The sequence below is a fragment of the Vibrio antiquarius genome (assembly GCF_000024825.1).
GTDB lineage: Bacteria > Pseudomonadota > Gammaproteobacteria > Enterobacterales > Vibrionaceae > Vibrio > Vibrio diabolicus.
Genome location: NC_013457.1, coordinates 1,586,626 through 1,603,544, shown reverse-complemented (window position 1 = coordinate 1,603,544; position 16,919 = coordinate 1,586,626). Strand labels below are relative to the sequence as shown.

Annotated in this window: 13 protein-coding genes; 6 read left to right on the top strand and 7 right to left on the bottom strand. The window is 47.1% G+C overall.

What is annotated here, in order from left to right:
* Positions 1-321 precede the first annotated feature (321 nt).
* Positions 322-2,079 carry an SgrR family transcriptional regulator gene (locus VEA_RS22020; protein ID WP_012842455.1) on the bottom strand — a complete coding sequence of 586 codons (1,758 nt, stop codon included), beginning with the start codon at positions 2,077-2,079 and terminating at the stop codon, positions 322-324.
* A gap of 394 nt (positions 2,080-2,473) precedes the next feature.
* Here VEA_RS22020 and VEA_RS22015 point away from each other — a divergent pair, with 394 nt between their 5' ends.
* Both VEA_RS22015 and arsB read left to right on the top strand, forming a co-directional pair.
* Positions 2,474-2,815 carry an ArsR/SmtB family transcription factor gene (locus tag VEA_RS22015; protein WP_006742094.1) on the top strand — a complete coding sequence of 114 codons (342 nt, stop codon included), beginning with the start codon at positions 2,474-2,476 and terminating at the stop codon, positions 2,813-2,815.
* Between the two features lie 84 nt (positions 2,816-2,899).
* Complete coding sequence (gene arsB / locus VEA_RS22010; RefSeq protein WP_006742095.1) at positions 2,900-3,955, top strand: ACR3 family arsenite efflux transporter; 1,056 nt, start codon at positions 2,900-2,902, stop codon at positions 3,953-3,955.
* 42 nt (positions 3,956-3,997) lie between these two features.
* Here arsB and VEA_RS22005 read toward each other — a convergent pair whose 3' ends face one another.
* Positions 3,998-4,777, bottom strand: a complete 780-nt coding sequence (locus VEA_RS22005) for a helix-turn-helix transcriptional regulator (protein ID WP_006742096.1) — start codon at positions 4,775-4,777, stop codon at positions 3,998-4,000.
* 21 nt (positions 4,778-4,798) lie between these two features.
* Complete coding sequence (locus VEA_RS22000; RefSeq protein WP_006742097.1) at positions 4,799-5,332, bottom strand: YbhB/YbcL family Raf kinase inhibitor-like protein; 534 nt, start codon at positions 5,330-5,332, stop codon at positions 4,799-4,801.
* A 188-nt stretch (positions 5,333-5,520) separates the two neighbouring features.
* Between VEA_RS22000 and VEA_RS21995 the strand changes: the two genes are divergently transcribed.
* On the top strand, positions 5,521-6,312 hold the full coding sequence (locus VEA_RS21995) for a PhzF family phenazine biosynthesis protein (protein WP_006742098.1): 792 nt from the start codon (positions 5,521-5,523) through the stop codon (positions 6,310-6,312).
* Between the two features lie 86 nt (positions 6,313-6,398).
* On the opposite strand, the gene VEA_RS21990 is transcribed toward VEA_RS21995, so the two are convergent.
* Positions 6,399-7,433, bottom strand: coding sequence for a lactonase family protein (locus tag VEA_RS21990; RefSeq protein WP_006742099.1), 1,035 nt, complete (start codon positions 7,431-7,433; stop codon positions 6,399-6,401).
* A gap of 406 nt (positions 7,434-7,839) precedes the next feature.
* On the opposite strand from VEA_RS21990, the gene VEA_RS21985 reads away from it, so the two are divergent.
* From VEA_RS21985 to VEA_RS21975, 3 genes are read left to right on the top strand one after another with little or no spacing between them, the layout of a single operon-like run.
* Complete coding sequence (locus tag VEA_RS21985) at positions 7,840-8,787, top strand: HlyD family secretion protein (protein WP_006742101.1); 948 nt, start codon at positions 7,840-7,842, stop codon at positions 8,785-8,787.
* A 4-nt stretch (positions 8,788-8,791) separates the two neighbouring features.
* On the top strand, positions 8,792-9,718 hold the full coding sequence (locus tag VEA_RS21980; protein ID WP_006742102.1) for an ABC transporter ATP-binding protein: 927 nt from the start codon (positions 8,792-8,794) through the stop codon (positions 9,716-9,718).
* Positions 9,718-10,815, top strand: a complete 1,098-nt coding sequence (locus VEA_RS21975; protein ID WP_005498311.1) for an ABC transporter permease — start codon at positions 9,718-9,720, stop codon at positions 10,813-10,815. Before VEA_RS21980 ends, VEA_RS21975 begins: the two co-directional genes overlap by 1 nt.
* A 108-nt stretch (positions 10,816-10,923) precedes the next feature.
* Here the strand turns inward: VEA_RS21975 and VEA_RS21970 are convergent, their stop codons facing one another.
* From VEA_RS21970 to fdhF, 3 genes are all read right to left on the bottom strand, one after another.
* Positions 10,924-11,295: a hypothetical protein gene (locus tag VEA_RS21970; RefSeq protein WP_005391248.1), complete on the bottom strand. Its 372-nt coding sequence runs from the start codon at positions 11,293-11,295 to the stop codon at positions 10,924-10,926.
* A 176-nt stretch (positions 11,296-11,471) separates the two neighbouring features.
* Positions 11,472-12,419 (bottom strand): endonuclease/exonuclease/phosphatase family protein, encoded by a 948-nt coding sequence (locus tag VEA_RS21965; RefSeq protein WP_006742103.1) that lies wholly within the window; start codon positions 12,417-12,419, stop codon positions 11,472-11,474.
* Positions 12,420-12,491: 72 nt separating this feature from the next.
* Positions 12,492-16,760, bottom strand: a complete 4,269-nt coding sequence (gene fdhF / locus VEA_RS21960; protein WP_006742104.1) for a formate dehydrogenase subunit alpha — start codon at positions 16,758-16,760, stop codon at positions 12,492-12,494.
* Positions 16,761-16,919 lie beyond the last annotated feature (159 nt).

Sequence of the window (16,919 nt, the reverse complement as noted above, 5' to 3'; positions counted from 1 at the left end):
TTTGTTTAAATGGACAGAGCTCAAAAATCTCACACGTAAAAAATCTACAAATTTTATTTGAGCAACAAGTCAATAGACGAATTTTGAATACAATCACTTTCTTGAAAACATTCTTAAAATTACATTATTCAAATCAGATCACATTAGACCTATTGACTCGATATAATTCGTGATTAGTTTCAAAGTTCATTTCGGGCCATTTATTGATAGCTCACGCTAAAACGTAGACAAACCTCACACTTGTTGGCTAGAAAAAATAAAAACGTCACTGGCTTTCACCAACTTGCAAACACAAAAAAACCGCCATTCAGGCGGTTTTGATCAGTCCGCAGACCAAACGGATCGTATGTCTGGCCATCCCCAGTTTGTGAGTGCGACATCTTCCAAGACCCCTTGAAAACGTAGCGTCTGAGTATGGTGAAACATCGGTGCAATCCAATATTCGCTAATCAAAGTGGACGCAATCGGCTCTAACGCGCTCAGGTAATCTTCAAGCGGTGAGAATGCACGGACATTCTCCATTTGAGCATCCAACCACGCCGCATTTTGCGCCCCTAAAGTGTGGTAAAGCACAGCATTGCTAAAGAAGTTGCTAAACGCAGACGCATGACGGTTATCGTCCAAGTTGATATTGGTGACAACCAGAGTCTCATCAAGCGTGCCGTTTTTGGCTTTCTCGCTCAGTTCTCGGTAGGAGTACATAACGATCTCCACTCGGCTGCCCGCACGCTCTAAACGCGAAGAAATCGCTCGCGCGCACCGGCGTAGTGCCGTGTAATTGTACCCTGCGATGGTGATCAGCTTTGGCAACTTGACCGCTTCTCCAAATGGACGCAACACCGGTTTCCAGTTAGGCAATAAGTTATAAGCAGGTATGCTTCCAAATATAATGTTTTCACTGCGCATCACTTCAGCTAGCTGTTCAGGTTTAATCAATTCACTGATGTATCGGCGCTGGGCCTGAGACAAAGCGTGCTTCGCATGATGGTTAAACAGTGCGAACAAACAACCGTCCTCCGTTCGACTGCGTTTACTCGCTGGTGATACTTCACTGTTTGGCGTCGACATATAGTGGCTGCACATGTCATCAGCAGAATCAGGTTCTGGTTGCAATGTGTTTGCGGCAAGCGATGGATTTTCCATCTGTTCATCGTTGACGATCCATATCGTCACAAAATCCGTTAATACTCGACACGCGTAATAGCCATCAAACGCTTGCAGTTTCAAACGGTTTTCACTGTGCTCAACGACGGAAAATGGACCACTCCCCACCACCAACTTGTTGTTCGCAACGTTCACCTGACTCACGGGCTGAATGCCATATTTCACGCCAGAAATAAGTCCAGCAAAACCCAAGTCAGGTCGGTTAAGCTTAAAAACAACCTTCAATGGATTAAGTGCCGTTATGTTGGCAACATGCGCCAGCTCTTTTTCGTAGTATTCCAAAGAGCTTAATTTGGCGAACAAACTGACAACCGTTTCAGCATCAATTGGGTTGCCATTATGAAAAGTCAGACCCGGACGAAGATAAAATGTCCATTCGTACAAGCTGTCATCATAACGCCAATGATGAGCCAACTCTGGCTGCACCTGTCCGTTGTAATCGCTCGAAACCAAACAACAATAAATTTGGCGAAGCAAAAAACGTTCACTACTTCGCTGCAGTTGATGCGGAACCACACGCTCGAACATGCGTTTGTAGGTCAGCTGAATATTGAGCCGCCCCTCTTTTACCGATGCGCCCGACGTTGTTTTGAGGAGTCGCCCAAATGCAGCTTCATCTTCATCCAGAATCGACAGCGCTTTCTCGTACTTACCAAGCTTGATTCGCTCTAGTGCAAGGCTTTCTTTTAGCGCGCTGAGTTCAACGTTTAACAACAATGTTGAACGCTGGTTCCGTCCCGGTTTTGGTCGCCAACTTAACCACGCTATCTCTTGCATCTGCGCCAGCAAACTGCGCGCATGACGAGGCGAAGTAAACAACAAATCGGCGATTTCTTGCAGCGTGGTTTTTGCTTCATTACCAACACCAAAAGAGAGCAAGCGTTGGTAATAACGAAATAAGTTGAGATCAGACACCGCACGCACCTTAACTCTAGGAGGCCATTCAATAGGCGTATTTTACTGAACTTGGCGGCAATAAAATAAGAAAACTTCCAAACACTTTGTTCCCCTTTTACTAACATTTCGTGCCTATATTGTAGGAAAACCCCACCAATTCGGTTTTATCAGGAATAAAGCGAAGAAATCTACTCTCTTTTTCGCCTCCCCTTTTTTCACCATACTAATTTAGCGAGCAGGAAATATAGAGAATTGCTCATGACCTAACCCCCAAGCAGAACTTAGCTCCTGATACCACACCCCCAATTCGTCGTATCTTTAAGTTCTGCTTTTTTACTGCCAACAGTTGCGCCTTAGAAAAAGCACACGTACACTTAATCGCAATTCGACGATTAACTATAAAGGTTTGCTCATGAGCAACAAATGCAGCGAAACGTGCCAAATTGCTTTTGAAGCCACGCAAAAACAACTCGATAAAGAGCAAGCACTCGCCGCTCAAGCGAAAGCGCTGTCTCATCCTGCTCGCTTACGCATTCTGCATATTCTTCACACTTTAGACACTATGGGCGGCTGCTTAAATAGCGATTTAGTCTCTGAGTTAGGTTTAGCGCAATCGACCGTATCAGAACACTTACGTATTCTAAAACAGGCCGGGTTTATCAGTGCAGAACCTAACCCGCCAAAGGTTTGTTACCGCATTCAACGTGAAAAACTGAACGCGTTTAACGCTCAATTTTCCGGTTTATTTAGCTAAGACACATTGCGCGCTTTCCATGCGCGCAAAGATAAACTATAACCTTATATATCGCCTTTCGACGATAAACGAATAGAGATCACTATGACGACTGAAGTTTTAAATAGTGCCAGCGAAAAAATGAGCTTTCTTGACCGCTACTTAACGGTTTGGATCTTTGTCGCAATGGCCATCGGCGTGGGGATAGGCGCAGCCTGCCCGCAAGTAGCAGAATGGAACGAAGCAATGTCCGTTGGTAGTACGAACGTACCACTCGCCATTGGTTTGATTTTGATGATGTACCCACCACTCGCCAAGGTGAACTACGGTCTATTAGGAACGGTAACGAGAGATAAAAAAGCCATCACGCTGTCTCTGGTTATGAACTGGATCATCGGCCCAATCCTGATGTTCGTTCTTGCTTTAACCTTTCTTGGTGATCATCCAGGTTACATGGTCGGTATTATTTTGATTGGCCTTGCACGCTGCATCGCTATGGTTTTAGTGTGGAATGATATTGGCGGCGGCAACAAAGAATATGGCGCGGCCTTGGTGGCATTAAATAGCGCATTTCAAATTCTGACTTACAGCGTTATGGCTTGGCTATTCATCACCGTACTTCCACCGTTCTTTGGCTATGAAGGTTTTGTGGTTGATATTTCCATGGGAGACATTGCAGAAAGCGTATTGATTTACTTAGGTATTCCGTTCCTCGCTGGTTTTCTCAGTCGTAAATGGTTAGTCGCTGCAAAGGGTGAGAAGTGGTACAACGATGTGTTTATTCCTCGAATTTCACCCATTACTTTGATCGCTTTGCTCGCCACCATCGTGCTGATGTTCAGCCTCAAAGGAGAGATGATTTTACAGCTACCAATGGATGTGTTCCGCGTGGCAGTCCCACTAGCGATCTACTTCGTATTGATGTTTTTTACCAGCTTCTTTATCGGGAAGAGAATGGGCATCCCCTACGATAAAAATGCCTCCATCGCTTTTACGGCGACGGGCAACAACTTCGAGCTGGCGATCGCGGTTTCCATTGCTGTATTTGGCCTGAACTCCGATCAAGCATTCGCTGGCGTGATTGGTCCGCTAATCGAGGTTCCTGTTCTGATTGCTTTGGTTAACGTCGCACTGAGGATGAAAACCAAATACCAGAGCTAAAATTGGAAACATAAAGATCGAGCCAAACAGCAATATTAAGTACTAACTGACGACAGTTTTTATGTACTCACTGGGCGTTAAACCAAACTTCCCTTTAAATCGTTGGCTAAAACGGCCTTCCGATTGATAGCCACACAACTGCGCGAGTAACGCAACGTTGTATGAACCATTTTGCATCAGGTAGAGTGCGTGATTTAAGCGCACTTCTGCCAGCACTTCGCGATACTGAGTGCCCTCTTGTTTGAGTTTGCGTATCAACGTTGCTCGGCTCATAGCAAAGCGCTCAGCAACAAATTCCAAAGGGTGGTCATCGCCCGGAGAGCGTGACAGATAGCGGCTGAGTTTCTGACTGAACGAGGTATTGGAACTCGTGAAAAGTCGATGCAATAGTCCTCGCTCTGCTAACTGCTGATACAACCCCATCATCCAATAACGTTGCGTCGCTTCACTTAAACTTTCCCGTTCAAAAGAAAACAAGGCATTTAATGTCGCTTGCAGTGCTTTGTCTGTCTCCACCGCTGGGACGTAATTTCCCAATGCATTACTCATACTCAGCTCTAACATTTCATCGCTAGGTACGCAGTGAAAACTGAACATTCGTGAAAGAAAACGCCCTTGTTGAGGAAGGTTTTCAAAATTCAGCGAAGCGTTTGCTTCACAAAGCATGATGTTAGGATGAAGAATATCAAACGCTTCGTCTTTCCAAAACAGACGCTTACTCCCTTTAATGATCTGGATAATACTCGGGGAGTGAATCCTGACGTTACGTAGCTTTTGCTGCTGCTCCGCACGAAACAGCGTCACTTGATATTGATGCCCCATCTTCTCCCCTTAAGTATTTAATTATCGCGTGTAAGTCGCGGTTAACTTCGCGTAGTCCAATGCAACACTATTCAACGTAAATCCTACAACCGCCGCTGGCGTGTTCTCATCCAAGTTCAACTTATCACTCGGCAGCGCCCAAACGGTAAACTGGTAGCGGTGCATACCATCTTTTTCTGGCGGACATGCGCCGCCAAAACCAGTAGTACCGTAATCGATACGAGACTCCTTACCGCCGAGCTTACTGATATCAACGCCACGAGGCAGCTCGTTAACTGAGGCTGGAATATCAAACGCTATCCAATGCCAAAAACCACTGCCTGTTGGTGCATCAGGATCGTACGCGGTAATCGCAAAACTTTTTGTACCCTTTGGAACGTCTTTCCACATCAGTTGTGGAGACTGGTTCGCACCATCACATCCCCAACCTGAATATTCAAATGTCTTCGCCATTGGATGACCTTCTTGAATATCTTTGCTCGTTAGTTCAAAAGCATGGGCAGAGCCGATAACCAAAACGCTAAGGGCCAAAACAGACTTGTGAATCGCTTTCATGTGTTTCTTCCTTTCAATGAGTTCAATTCAAGTCTATTCATCAACCCAAGCCAGTGCACACCAGTAAGTATCACAAAATATAAAACCATCGTCTATTTTGATACTTTAAGATTCAAACATAAATTTCTTATTCTCTGAGTTGCATCTGGTTTATGCTAACTAACCACTTATAGAACAAGGAAGACAAAATGGAACTGGATATCTTCGTCGTTGACGCATTTACAGACACGCAATTTAAAGGCAACTCAGCCGCAGTCGTACCCTTGCAAGAGTGGTTAGAACCAGATCTAATGCAAAACATTGCAGCGGAAAACAACCTCTCTGAAACCGCGTTTGTTAAAGCGATTGGTACGAATCAATATGAAGTACGCTGGTTTTCGCCACTCACAGAAATCGACTTTTGTGGACATGCAACGCTCGCCGCTTCTATGGTGTTGTTCGACCAACTAGGCGTTACAGGAAGTATTGAGTTTCACACATTAAAAGTGGGCACCTTAACCGTAATTAAGAACGCACTTGGCAAGATTGAAATGACATTTCCGACAAGAGCGCCACACCCCGTCAACGCCATTCCTACGCAATTAATTGAGGGATTAAACTGCGAAGTAACACACGTACTGCTTAGCCCGCAAGCTTACTTCGTCATCGTGGAAGATGAGCAAACCGTTTTCGATGTTCAATATCGATCCGACCAACTGAAACAACTCGCCCCTTACGATGTCGTCGTCACATCAAAAAGCAGTCAATACGACTTTGTATCTCGCTACTTTTGGCCAGCAAACGGCGGAGATGAAGACCCTGTCACAGGATCAGTCCACGCAGGCTTAGCACCATATTGGGCGCAAGAGCTCGGCAAAGCATCTTTAGTGGCGTATCAAGCATCAGCGCGTGGTGGCGTTCTGTACTGCGAAGTCAAAGAGGATTGCGTCAATGTATCTGGTGATGGTGTGTTGTATATGAAAGGCAAAATTTACGTCTAAGTGTGCCTCGAAGATTGGCGTTAACTGTTTTTATCCTTGAGAGCCTAGCCGCCCGCTAGGCTTTTCTATTTCCTGCTGCTTCTGCGTTAATCGTTACAAAGGTGTTCGACAATACACACTGGAGAGCCTATCTCACAGTCATAACCCGTTGCAGTAATTTCCCCTGTTTGAGGATTGCGACGAAAGCTCACCACATTGTTGGAATGTTGATTGGCAACCAGCAACCACTTTTGATCATGAGACAACACAAAATCTCGTGGAAAAGCCCCTTCACAGTGAATGGCTGCTCGCCTTTTGGGCGTATCACCAGACACATCAAACACACTGATTTTGTTCTGAGCTCGGCAAGAGACATACAAAAACGTTTCATCTAACGAAAGACGAATCGCCGCCGCCGCTTGCTGATTATCTTCCCTTTCTAATAATTCTGTTTGATTCGAGATAAGCCATTTATCTTGGTGCTTAACCAGAACAATCAAGGTTTCTGACAGTTCGCAAGCCACATACGCTGTCGACTCTTGTTGGTTAAACACCACATGGCGCGGTCCCGAACCTGCGGGTAAATGAATCACTTGCGACAGTGAAAAATCCGACTGTTGAGCCTCGTAATCATAAATAAGGACGCTATCGCTGCCTAAGTCTACGGCAACCAATTGATCACTGTGCTTTAAAAACGTGACTTGATGAGCGTGAGGAGAAGTTTGGCGCTCTAAATTCGGCCCGCATCCATCAACGTATAAATCCGTCAACAAACCAAGCGGTTTACCATCGCGATCCAATTGAAATACGCTAACATTTCCAGAGCCATAATTAGCAACCGCCAACAACGGTTCTTTGATATCCAAATGACACGGATAATCGCCATTAATCGGCAAAGAGACGGATTCACTACCGCGAAAAAACGCGAGCTCTGCACCTTCATTTCTATCCATTTCGCTAAACGTATACAGCCCGTGTTCGGTGATCGTGAGATAGGACGGATTACGTTGAACAGCAACATCGTCAAGCCGAGTCAGTTCACCCGTTTCAGTGTTCAGCGATACACGCGCAATGCCCGTGCTCGTACTCGGTGGGTTGGTGTAAGTGCCAATATAAAAATGCACGTGACCAGTTGTTGTCATGGATGGCCTTATATGAGTGATTCGTATTATTCAACACCTTGCCTATTGTCATGGCCGACCGCAATCCATTTTACGAATCAACCACTTAAAATGTGAAGTGATTTCTAATTCAGAATCAATTGACAACTTGCAGCCTCAACTAGCCTAGTATTTATCGCTGGGCATTTAATTTTACTTATCAGGAAAAACCTGACCTCGTTCAAGGTTTTTTCATTCCACCTCGCGACAAGCTTGTTCCAACGCTAAGCCTCTCTATTTAAAAAGAATCGCTTGTAGATAAAATGCTAAGCTCTAAAAAGAAATCGTTATGGATGGCAGTTAGCGACGGGTTGGCGGGCTCAATCAACACGCTCCCGTTCGCAAGTTATCTATTCATGCATTACTTCTTCAAAGGAAGCACCGCACTATGAAGCGAATCATTTTTGGCACATTGATTATTGCCCTTTTAAGCGCCTGTTCGAAAGATAAAACGCACCAAGCGCTTGGCACCTTAGAACGTGACCGCGTAACGTTTACCGCCACATCTAATGAGATAATTAGAGCCCTTCCTGTCAAAGAAGGCAGCTTGGTCAGTGAAGGGGAAGTGTTGGTTCAGCTCGATACCAAGAATCAACAAGCAGTTCTTGCGCACGCCGTTGCCGAGCAAGCCAAAGCGGGAGCGTATTTGCTTAAATTGACCAATGGTGAACGCCCAGAAGACATTGCTGCTGCATCGGCACGCGTAGCCCGAGCGGAAGCGCAGCTCACCGAAGCGCAGAAAAACTATCAACGCAAAGCAGAACTGGTGCGTAAAAAGCTCATCAGCCAATCCGAAAAAGATTCAGCTCTTGCGGCGAGGGACTCGGCGAGAGCCGAATTAGACTCAGCAAAAGAAGAGTTCAGTAAGCTCACCGCAGGTTCTCGCCTCGAAGACATCGAACAAGCTAAAGCCGCTTTAATGGCGGCAAAAGCCGAAGTAGCGTTGCAAGAGCAAAAACTGGCAGAACTCACCATCACGGCTACGCGTGACGGTACGCTCGATAATTTGCCTTACAATCTTGGCGAACGCGTACCAGTGAACGGTGTGGTTGCCGTGATTCAAGCCAACCGCGTGCCGTATGCGCGAGTGTATATTCCTGCCGATTATCGAATCGGGTTTATTCCTGGGAAAACCGTGACGGTAAATGTCGATGGCCTTGAGAATCCATTACAAGGCACCGTTCGTTGGGTGGCTAGTGAGCCTTCATTCACGCCCTACTTCGCACTAACCGAAGAAGAACGTTCACGATTGATGTATCTAGCAGAAGTTGATTTACCTGAGTCTGCAAAAACGTTGCCGTCCGGTGTGCCTGCCCAAGTAGATTTGGTGGAGTAAGCCAATGACCGAGTATGCAATTCAAGCTCAAAATGTGGTCAAAAAGTTCGGCGACTTTACTGCTATCAATAACATCACACTCAACGTGCCCAAAGGCAGCATTTACGGATTTTTGGGGCCAAATGGTTGTGGTAAGTCGACCACCATTCGTGTGCTCACCGGCCTTCTCAGCCCAAGCGAAGGCAGTGTGGATGTGCTTGGATTAGAAATCCCAAAACAATCCGAACAACTGCGGCTCAAAATTGGCTACATGACACAAAAGTTCTCGTTGTACGACGACCTATCCGTTCAAGAGAACCTTGAATTTATTGGGCAAATTTTTGGTTTAAACAGCAAGTCGCTGAAAGAGCGGATAGAAGAGCAGCTCACCACTTACGGGTTGGATCAATTGCGCAAACAGCGCGTAAGCGGCATGAGTGGCGGACAAAAGCAGCGCCTTTCACTCGCCGCGGCGACCATGCACAAACCCGAACTGCTATTTTTGGATGAGCCGACATCCGCCGTTGACCCCGAAAATCGACGCGATTTTTGGGAGCAGTTGTTCGACTTGTGCGATCAAGGTACGACGATTTTGGTCACCACCCATTACATGGACGAAGCGGAACGCTGCCACCGTCTGGCAATCATGGAATCAGGCGAAATTCGTGCCGATGGTGAACCCGAACGGTTAATGGAACAAATGGGCGTTAATATCATTGAGGTGAAAGCCGACAAACTTCGTGAACTTAAAGAAAAGCTGATTCAACGTGACGAAGTTCGCTCTGCGGCGCAGTTGGGGATTCGTTTACGCATCCTTATCCACCAGCATGTCGAGCAGCCGATTGAATGGTTAAAGCAGACGTTTCCTGAACTTCAAAACGCTGAAATGAATCACGCTCGCCCAAGCTTAGAAGATGTTTTTGTCAGCGTGACAGGGAAAGGCCGCCAATGATGAAACCTATCGCTCGCATGAAAGCCGTCATGATCAAAGAGATTCGCCAACTTTCCCGTGACCGAATCACATTTGGCATGGTGGTGATGATCCCGCTTATCCAGCTTTTGCTGTTCGGCTTCGCAATCAATACGGACATTCGCAACATTCCGGTAGGTGTTGTTGACCAAAGTGGCAGTACCGCCGGGCGGATCATTACTCAGTCCGTCAAAGTCACTCAAGTGGTGGATATCAAAGAAACCTATGCCACCGCGCAAGAGGCTGAACAAGCGATTCAAGATGGTATTGTGCGCGCAGTGCTGATTTTGCCAAGCGATCTCACACAACGCATGATGCAAGGTCGAGAGCTTGGGCAATGGATTGTGGATGGGTCAGATACCATGATCAGCTCGGCAATATTGTCGTTGCAAACCATGCCATTGACCGATTTTGATTTCGAGATTCGCCCAGCGCCAAGCAAAACATTCGAAGTCGCACTCTACTACAACCCAAGTCGGCGTTCTGCGGTCAACATCGTACCCGGCTTACTCGGTGTGATTCTCACCATGACGATGATTTTGTTCACCAGTGCCGCGATTGTACGAGAACGTGAACGAGGAAATTTGGAGCTATTGATCACCACGCCCATCCACTCGATAGAGCTAATGGTGGCGAAAATCGTGCCGTATATCTTTGTCGGCTTAATTCAGGTTTTCATCATTCTAGGGTTGGGACATTGGATTTTCGGCGTGCCGATTAACGGTGCAATCAGCCAAATTCTGTTTGGAACCTTGTTGTTTATCGCCGCCAGCTTAACTTTAGGATTGGTCATATCCACCATCGCCACAACACAGCTTCAAGCCATGCAAATGACGGTGTTCATTCTTCTGCCTTCAATTCTGCTGTCTGGATTTATGTTTCCTTACGAGGGCATGCCAGTCGCAGCACAGTGGATTTCAGAAGCCCTGCCCGCCACTCACTTTATGCGCATGATTCGAGGCATAGTGTTGCGAGGAGCGGATCTGATGGACTTATGGCGAGATACCCTTTGGTTGCTCGGGTTTACCGTATTTGGATTGGTCGTTGCGTCACTGAGGTTTAAGAAATCGCTCGATTAAACTTGCCAATTTTTCTCTTCCGCAGAAACAAAAATAGCCTCGACAATGAGGCTATTTTTGTTTGGATATTCAAATTTAGTTTTACCGGACTTAACTAAGCAACTCACCTTAATAATATTCGCCGTACGAGCAGTCTCGTAAGTCTGAAATACTGTAGTTTTTCAAAGAGTTGATTTTAAAGTTAAACACCACCTGTTTACAGACGACACCTTCACGATCGGTATAGGTAATAAAGCCTTCACTGTAAGCACGTTTGCCATCAGAAGACGTAACATCGGCCACGAGTTCTAAATGCCCTTTGTGCGCCTCTACGCGATTCATCATCTCAAACACATCCATCCACTCTTCGCGATTTGCCATTTGTATCAACATGGATTTGGCCTGTGTTTCCAACTGCTGCGGATACACGTAATAACGGTTGTAACCAAAGTATGCGCACATCAGTAATAAAACGAGTGCAAATGAGGTTGTTCTTGTCATGCAAGCTGCCTCTTGTTGTTATAAAAATCCTGCTTCGTTAGTTCAGTATAGGAAGCGAGCAAAGTTTAGGTCATGGAACTTGCTCAAATAACAGAGAACAGTCAGAGAGAGTCAATTCTATGACAAGCTCAGCACAGGTTTAACTTATGCAACACAACAAATTCTAAGGGCTTTAACTATGGAATATGCACACCGATCTGGGTTGTCACCATGCGGTGATCTGAGCCTTGTGGTAAAGCAGAGGATTCACGAGAGCAGATGATTCGCTGTCCTTGCTCAGATTTTAGCCACAAATGATCAATACCTATCATCATCGGCTCTGGCACGTTGATGCCTTTGATGTTAGTTGGCCAGCTCGTCACTGGCGCGGTTTGAAAACTCGGGAACAGCGTAGCAAAACGAGGGCTAACCGAGGAGAGATTGAAATCCCCCACAACCAACACCTCTGGCTCGGGATAAAGCGCGGTCAGCATTTCTATAGTTCGCACCAGCGCATTTCTTTGATGCCAAAGCTCGCTGGTTCTTGGTGACGGTGGATGAGCCGCAAACAAAGTGATCGGTGCTTGACCTTTAGGCAACCAAACCGCTCTGATGACTTCTTGTCCATTTGGCGCACGATAAACCGAAACCTCCGTGATCGGGTGTCGGCTAAGAATCATCAAATTTGATGGGTACCCTGCGTCACGTTGGCCACCATAATAATGCGGATAGACATCATCCAACATGTGCAAAAGGCTGCCAACACGCGGCGTCAGCTCTTGCATCACCACCAAATCAGCAGGATGCCTCAACAGATAGTTGATGAACTGATTGATGTCCGAGTTTTCGTAAAAAAGATTGAATTGAATGACGCTCAACGAGTGCGAGCAAGACACCACATGGCTGCGCTGAGACGGAACAAGTAACGAGACAAACAAAATAGCGACAAAGGCGGAAAATGCACTTTGCAACCATCGACGAGTGATGAAAAACGCCGAGGCTAAAGCAACGTAAGTGAACACAATGAGGGCGGGAATCGAGGTAAGATTCTCCGCCCACCAAATATGTTCAATTTGCCTGACCGCCAGCCAAATAAGAGCGGGTAGAAGCAATATGATCCACTTAAAAACGCTCGGCACACTCACTGCTCGTTTCGCTATTACATATCATAAGCTTAAATGCAATTTCTCAACTCGCCAGTGCGTGAAGCGTTGATGTTAGAGGTGGTGTACCGCCTCCTCGACAGGCTCTGGTTGAGCGGCCGTTTCACTGATTTCAATCTTCACCGCCGCGACTTTGAATTCAGGAATTTTCGCATGCGGGTCCGTTGCCGTGGTCGTCAAGCGGTTGACTGGCGACTCAACGAAATGGAATGGGATAAACACCACCCCTTTTTGCATTCGCTTGGTCACAAACGCATCAATTTCGATGCTGCCACGACGAGTCGACACTTTTAGGCGCTGACCATTGTGGATACCAATTGCTTCGGCATCTTCAACACTGATCATCGCTCTTGGCCCAGCAAGGTTATCCAACCCTTTCGTTTTGCGTGTCATCGTACCGGTGTGGAACTGTTCTAGCACACGCCCTGTTGTAAGCACCAAAGGATACTCTTCATCAGGCAACTCAGCTGCATAGCGGAACGGCACGCCCACCATTTGCCCTTTCCCTCGGGTAAATTGGGTTTGGTGCATGATACGAGTACCATTTGGATTGTTCTTGTTACTTGGCCATTGAACACCGTTCGGCGTGATCGCGTCCCAACGCAACCCTGCATATTGCGGCGTTACACGCGCGATCTCGCTAGTGATTTCAGAAACACACTGGTAATGCCAATCGCTGCCCATCGCGTTTGCGATCGCTTGAATGATCCACCAATCTTCTTTCGCCTCACCCGGCGCTTTCACTGCCGCATTAACGCGCTGCACGCGTCGCTCAGTATTGGTGAAGTGACCGGATTTTTCCGCAAATGAACAAGAAGGCAATACCACATCGGCGTACTGCGCCGTCTCGGTGAGGAAGATGTCTTGCACGACCAAGAAGTCGAGTGCTTCCAACCCTTCAATCACGTGTGCTTGGTTTGGATCACTCAGTACTGGGTTTTCGCCCATGATGTACATCCCGCGAACTTCTCGTTTGCACGCCGCATCGATGATTTCCGTTAGGGTAAGCCCTTGCTCAGAAGGTAAGTTCGGGGCATCCCACTCAATCGCGAATTTCTGACGAACAATCGGGTTATACACTTTTTGGTATCCCGGATAACAGTTCGGCAATGCGCCCATATCACACGCACCTTGTACGTTTGATTGACCGCGCAGTGGGTTAATACCACCACCCTCAATACCGATGTTGCCACACAACAATTGCAGGTTTGCAATCGAACGAACGTTGTCGTGCCCTGTCGTATGCTGGGTAATACCCATTGAGTAATACACCGCGGTGCGTTTTGCCGTACCAATCATTCGCGCCATCGCGAAAATATCGTCCGCTTTTATGCCCGTCACTAACTCAACTTTGTCGAGGTTGTACGCTGGTGACATCACCTCTTGAAGCAAGGTATCAAAGCCGTCGACGCGCTCTTCGATGTATTCTTGATCGTACCAACCATTTTTGATGATTTGCTGCATCACGCCGTTGAGCAACATAACATCCGTACCCGGTCGATGCGCTAAGTACAGATCTGCATGTTCGGCCATGTCCACTCGTTTCGGGTCTGCCACAATCAAGCGTGCCCCGTGATGACGAATCGCCTGTTTGATGTGCGAAGCGATGATCGGGTGCGCAGATGTGGTGTCAGAACCGATAATAAAGATCACATCGGAATGCTTAATGCTCGGAATGTCGTTGGTCATCGCACCACTCCCCAACGATGCTTCAAGCCCTGTCACACTTGATGCGTGACACAAACGTGCGCAGTGATCAACGTTGTTCGTACCAAGTTCACGACGGATGAATTTTTGAAACGCGTAGTTATCTTCGTTAGTGGTTTTCGCTGAAGAGAATCCGGCCAGTGCGTTGTTACCAAAATCTTGCTTGATGGTCGAAAGCTTCGAAGCCACTAGCTGAATCGCTTCGTCCCAACTTGCTGGCTGCAACCAACCATCTTTACGAATCAGTGGTGTCGTTAAACGCTCTTCGCTGCTAATGAAATCAAAACCAAAACGGCCTTTCACGCACAGCATTCCTTGGTTAACTGGCGAATCCGCACCTTTTACATAGCGGATTTTGTTTTGTCGCTCATCGACAAACATGGTCAACTTACAACCCACACCACAATAGGTACAAATGGTATCGACGGCTTTTAGCTGTTCGGTTCTGCCTTGAGAGCGGTCACGGCTGTCCACCATCGCGCCCGTTGGACATGCCTGAACACACGCCCCACATTGCACGCAATTTGAATTGCCCATGAGCGTCAAACCACTGCAACTTGCGCCTTTTTCATCGGAGCGGAATCGTGGACGATCATCTGGTCGTAAAGCTGGTCGGCCATTTTTATCCGACACAAAACTCAACACACCATGTACCGCTTGCTCGCGGCATGCTTGAATACACTGACCACAACTGATGCAGCGGTTAGCATCAAATTCAATGAACTCAGAACTGCGGTCTACTTCGTATTTATGACGAAGATCTTTCGCTCGCAAATCGAGCCAATCTTGATGACCAATCACGCTAGCAGAGGAAACGTCCACGGAAACATCGAAATGTTGCTCGGCATGATATTCCGTTGAGTAATCTCGCAAGGCACAGTCGGTATTCGCTTGGCAACCACACTCTAAGCAGCGCGCCGCTTCTTTCATGGCCTCTTCGTTATCAAAGCCCAGTTCCACTTCAGCAAAACTCTGCTCACGCTGCGCTGGAGTCAACTCCGGCATGATTGAACGAGCAACTTTTTGGATGTTTTCAAAATGAAGTGGGTCAACCTGCGCCAGTTTTTTCTCTTTACGAGAGTTGAACGCAGGTTTCGGCATATCCGCCATATCGCCATTGAGGAACAGATCAATCGCTTTTGCCGCAACTCGCCCATCCCCCACCGCTTCAACCGCAGTCGCAGGACCACGACGAAAATCACCGATACTGAAGATATTGCCCGTACCCGTGTGCATGGTTTGCGAGTCGGACTCAGATGTGTTCCAACGCGTTAGAGGAATGGACAGCTCATCGTTTTCTAAGAAGCTGAGATCCGGCTTTTGCGATACAGCTGCAATCACGGTATCAAATGCTTCAGTAAAGAACTCACCCGTTGGTTTCGGGCTACGACGACCAGACGCATCTGGCTCACCTAACGCCATTCGCTCTAATCGAATTGCCTTCACGCGGCCGTTTTCATCCGCGATGTTTTCCGCCGGATTCGTCAAGAAATGGAACTTCACGCCCTCATGTTCAGCTTCGACGATTTCGTAGTCTTCGGCCGGCATTTCGTCGCGAGTTCGACGATAGATCAAAGTGGTATCGGCACCCGCACGACGCGCCGTACGCGCACAGTCGATCGCAGTGTTACCACCACCAATCACGGCAACTTTTTTGCCCGTAACGTAGTTTTGCTCTGTAACGTAATCTTTCAGGTAATCAACACCGAGGTAGCAACCGTCCAACTCGCTACCAGGATACTTCATTTCTACCGCTTGAGACGCCCCCACTGCCAAACAGACAGCATCGTAGTCTTCACTCAATTGCGACAGCGTGAAATCAACACTAAGCTTTTTGTTGGTTTCAACTTGCATACCGTTGCGGCACATCAGTTCGATTTCTTTGTCTAGAATGTCTTTGGGTAGGCGATATTCAGGAATGCCGTAGCGTAGCCAACCGCCTGCTTTGGGCATGGACTCAAATACGGTGACGTCATAACCTTCATTCGACAAGTAATAACCTGCCGTTAAGCCACCGGGGCCACTACCAACAACGGCGATCTTGCGATGCTTCGCTGGTTTTTTCTCTGGGACATACGCTTCATGCGCCGCTAAATCTGCGTCTGCGGCATGGCGTTTGAGTTGGCGAATGGCAATCGGCTCATCCACCAAAGAACGGCGACACTCACTTTCGCAGAATGCCGGACACACACGCCCAATCGACAACGGCATTGGTAGTGTGCGTTTAATAACTTCAATCGCTTTTTGATGATCGTTTTGCGAGATATGGTAGAGATAAGATTGGATGTCTACCCCAGCAGGACACGCCGTTTTGCATGGAGCTTCACAGTCGGCGTAGTGGTCCGTCATGATTCGGTTGAGCGCTTTTCTGCGGTGCTCACTCAGTTGTTCTGATTGTGTGACGACATTGAGACCGCGGTACACTTTGAGATCACAGGCGCGCTTAGTTCCGCCACTTTCCACTTCGACCACACACAAATCACACGGAATTTTCTCGTTACTTTTGTTCATTCCGCACAGTGAAGGGATTTCGACCCCGCACACTTTGGCTGCTTCCAGAAGGGTTAGCCCCTCTTCTACAATTCTATATTTTCCATCGATGACAATTTCTATCATACAACCCCCGAAGCAGGCACACTAAACCTTACATTCTATAAGGATAAACCCTACCATGGAAAGTTCGTGTGACAAAAAACTCACTAGCGAGATATTTCTTAGCGATTAATATGTCCAATTGACTTTAAGATGTAGAACTCATTATCTCGAAGTGGGTTC

Coding starts and splice junctions, on each gene's coding strand:
- VEA_RS22015 (WP_006742094.1), top strand. CDS start 2,474: ATGAGCAACAAATGCAGCGAAACGTGCCAAATTGCTTTTGAAGCCACG.
- arsB (WP_006742095.1), top strand. CDS start 2,900: ATGACGACTGAAGTTTTAAATAGTGCCAGCGAAAAAATGAGCTTTCTT.
- VEA_RS22005 (WP_006742096.1), bottom strand. CDS start 4,777: ATGGGGCATCAATATCAAGTGACGCTGTTTCGTGCGGAGCAGCAGCAA.
- VEA_RS22000 (WP_006742097.1), bottom strand. CDS start 5,332: ATGAAAGCGATTCACAAGTCTGTTTTGGCCCTTAGCGTTTTGGTTATC.
- VEA_RS21995 (WP_006742098.1), top strand. CDS start 5,521: ATGGAACTGGATATCTTCGTCGTTGACGCATTTACAGACACGCAATTT.
- VEA_RS21990 (WP_006742099.1), bottom strand. CDS start 7,433: ATGACAACAACTGGTCACGTGCATTTTTATATTGGCACTTACACCAAC.
- VEA_RS21985 (WP_006742101.1), top strand. CDS start 7,840: ATGAAGCGAATCATTTTTGGCACATTGATTATTGCCCTTTTAAGCGCC.
- VEA_RS21980 (WP_006742102.1), top strand. CDS start 8,792: ATGACCGAGTATGCAATTCAAGCTCAAAATGTGGTCAAAAAGTTCGGC.
- VEA_RS21975 (WP_005498311.1), top strand. CDS start 9,718: ATGAAACCTATCGCTCGCATGAAAGCCGTCATGATCAAAGAGATTCGC.
- VEA_RS21970 (WP_005391248.1), bottom strand. CDS start 11,295: ATGACAAGAACAACCTCATTTGCACTCGTTTTATTACTGATGTGCGCA.
- fdhF (WP_006742104.1), bottom strand. CDS start 16,760: ATGATAGAAATTGTCATCGATGGAAAATATAGAATTGTAGAAGAGGGG.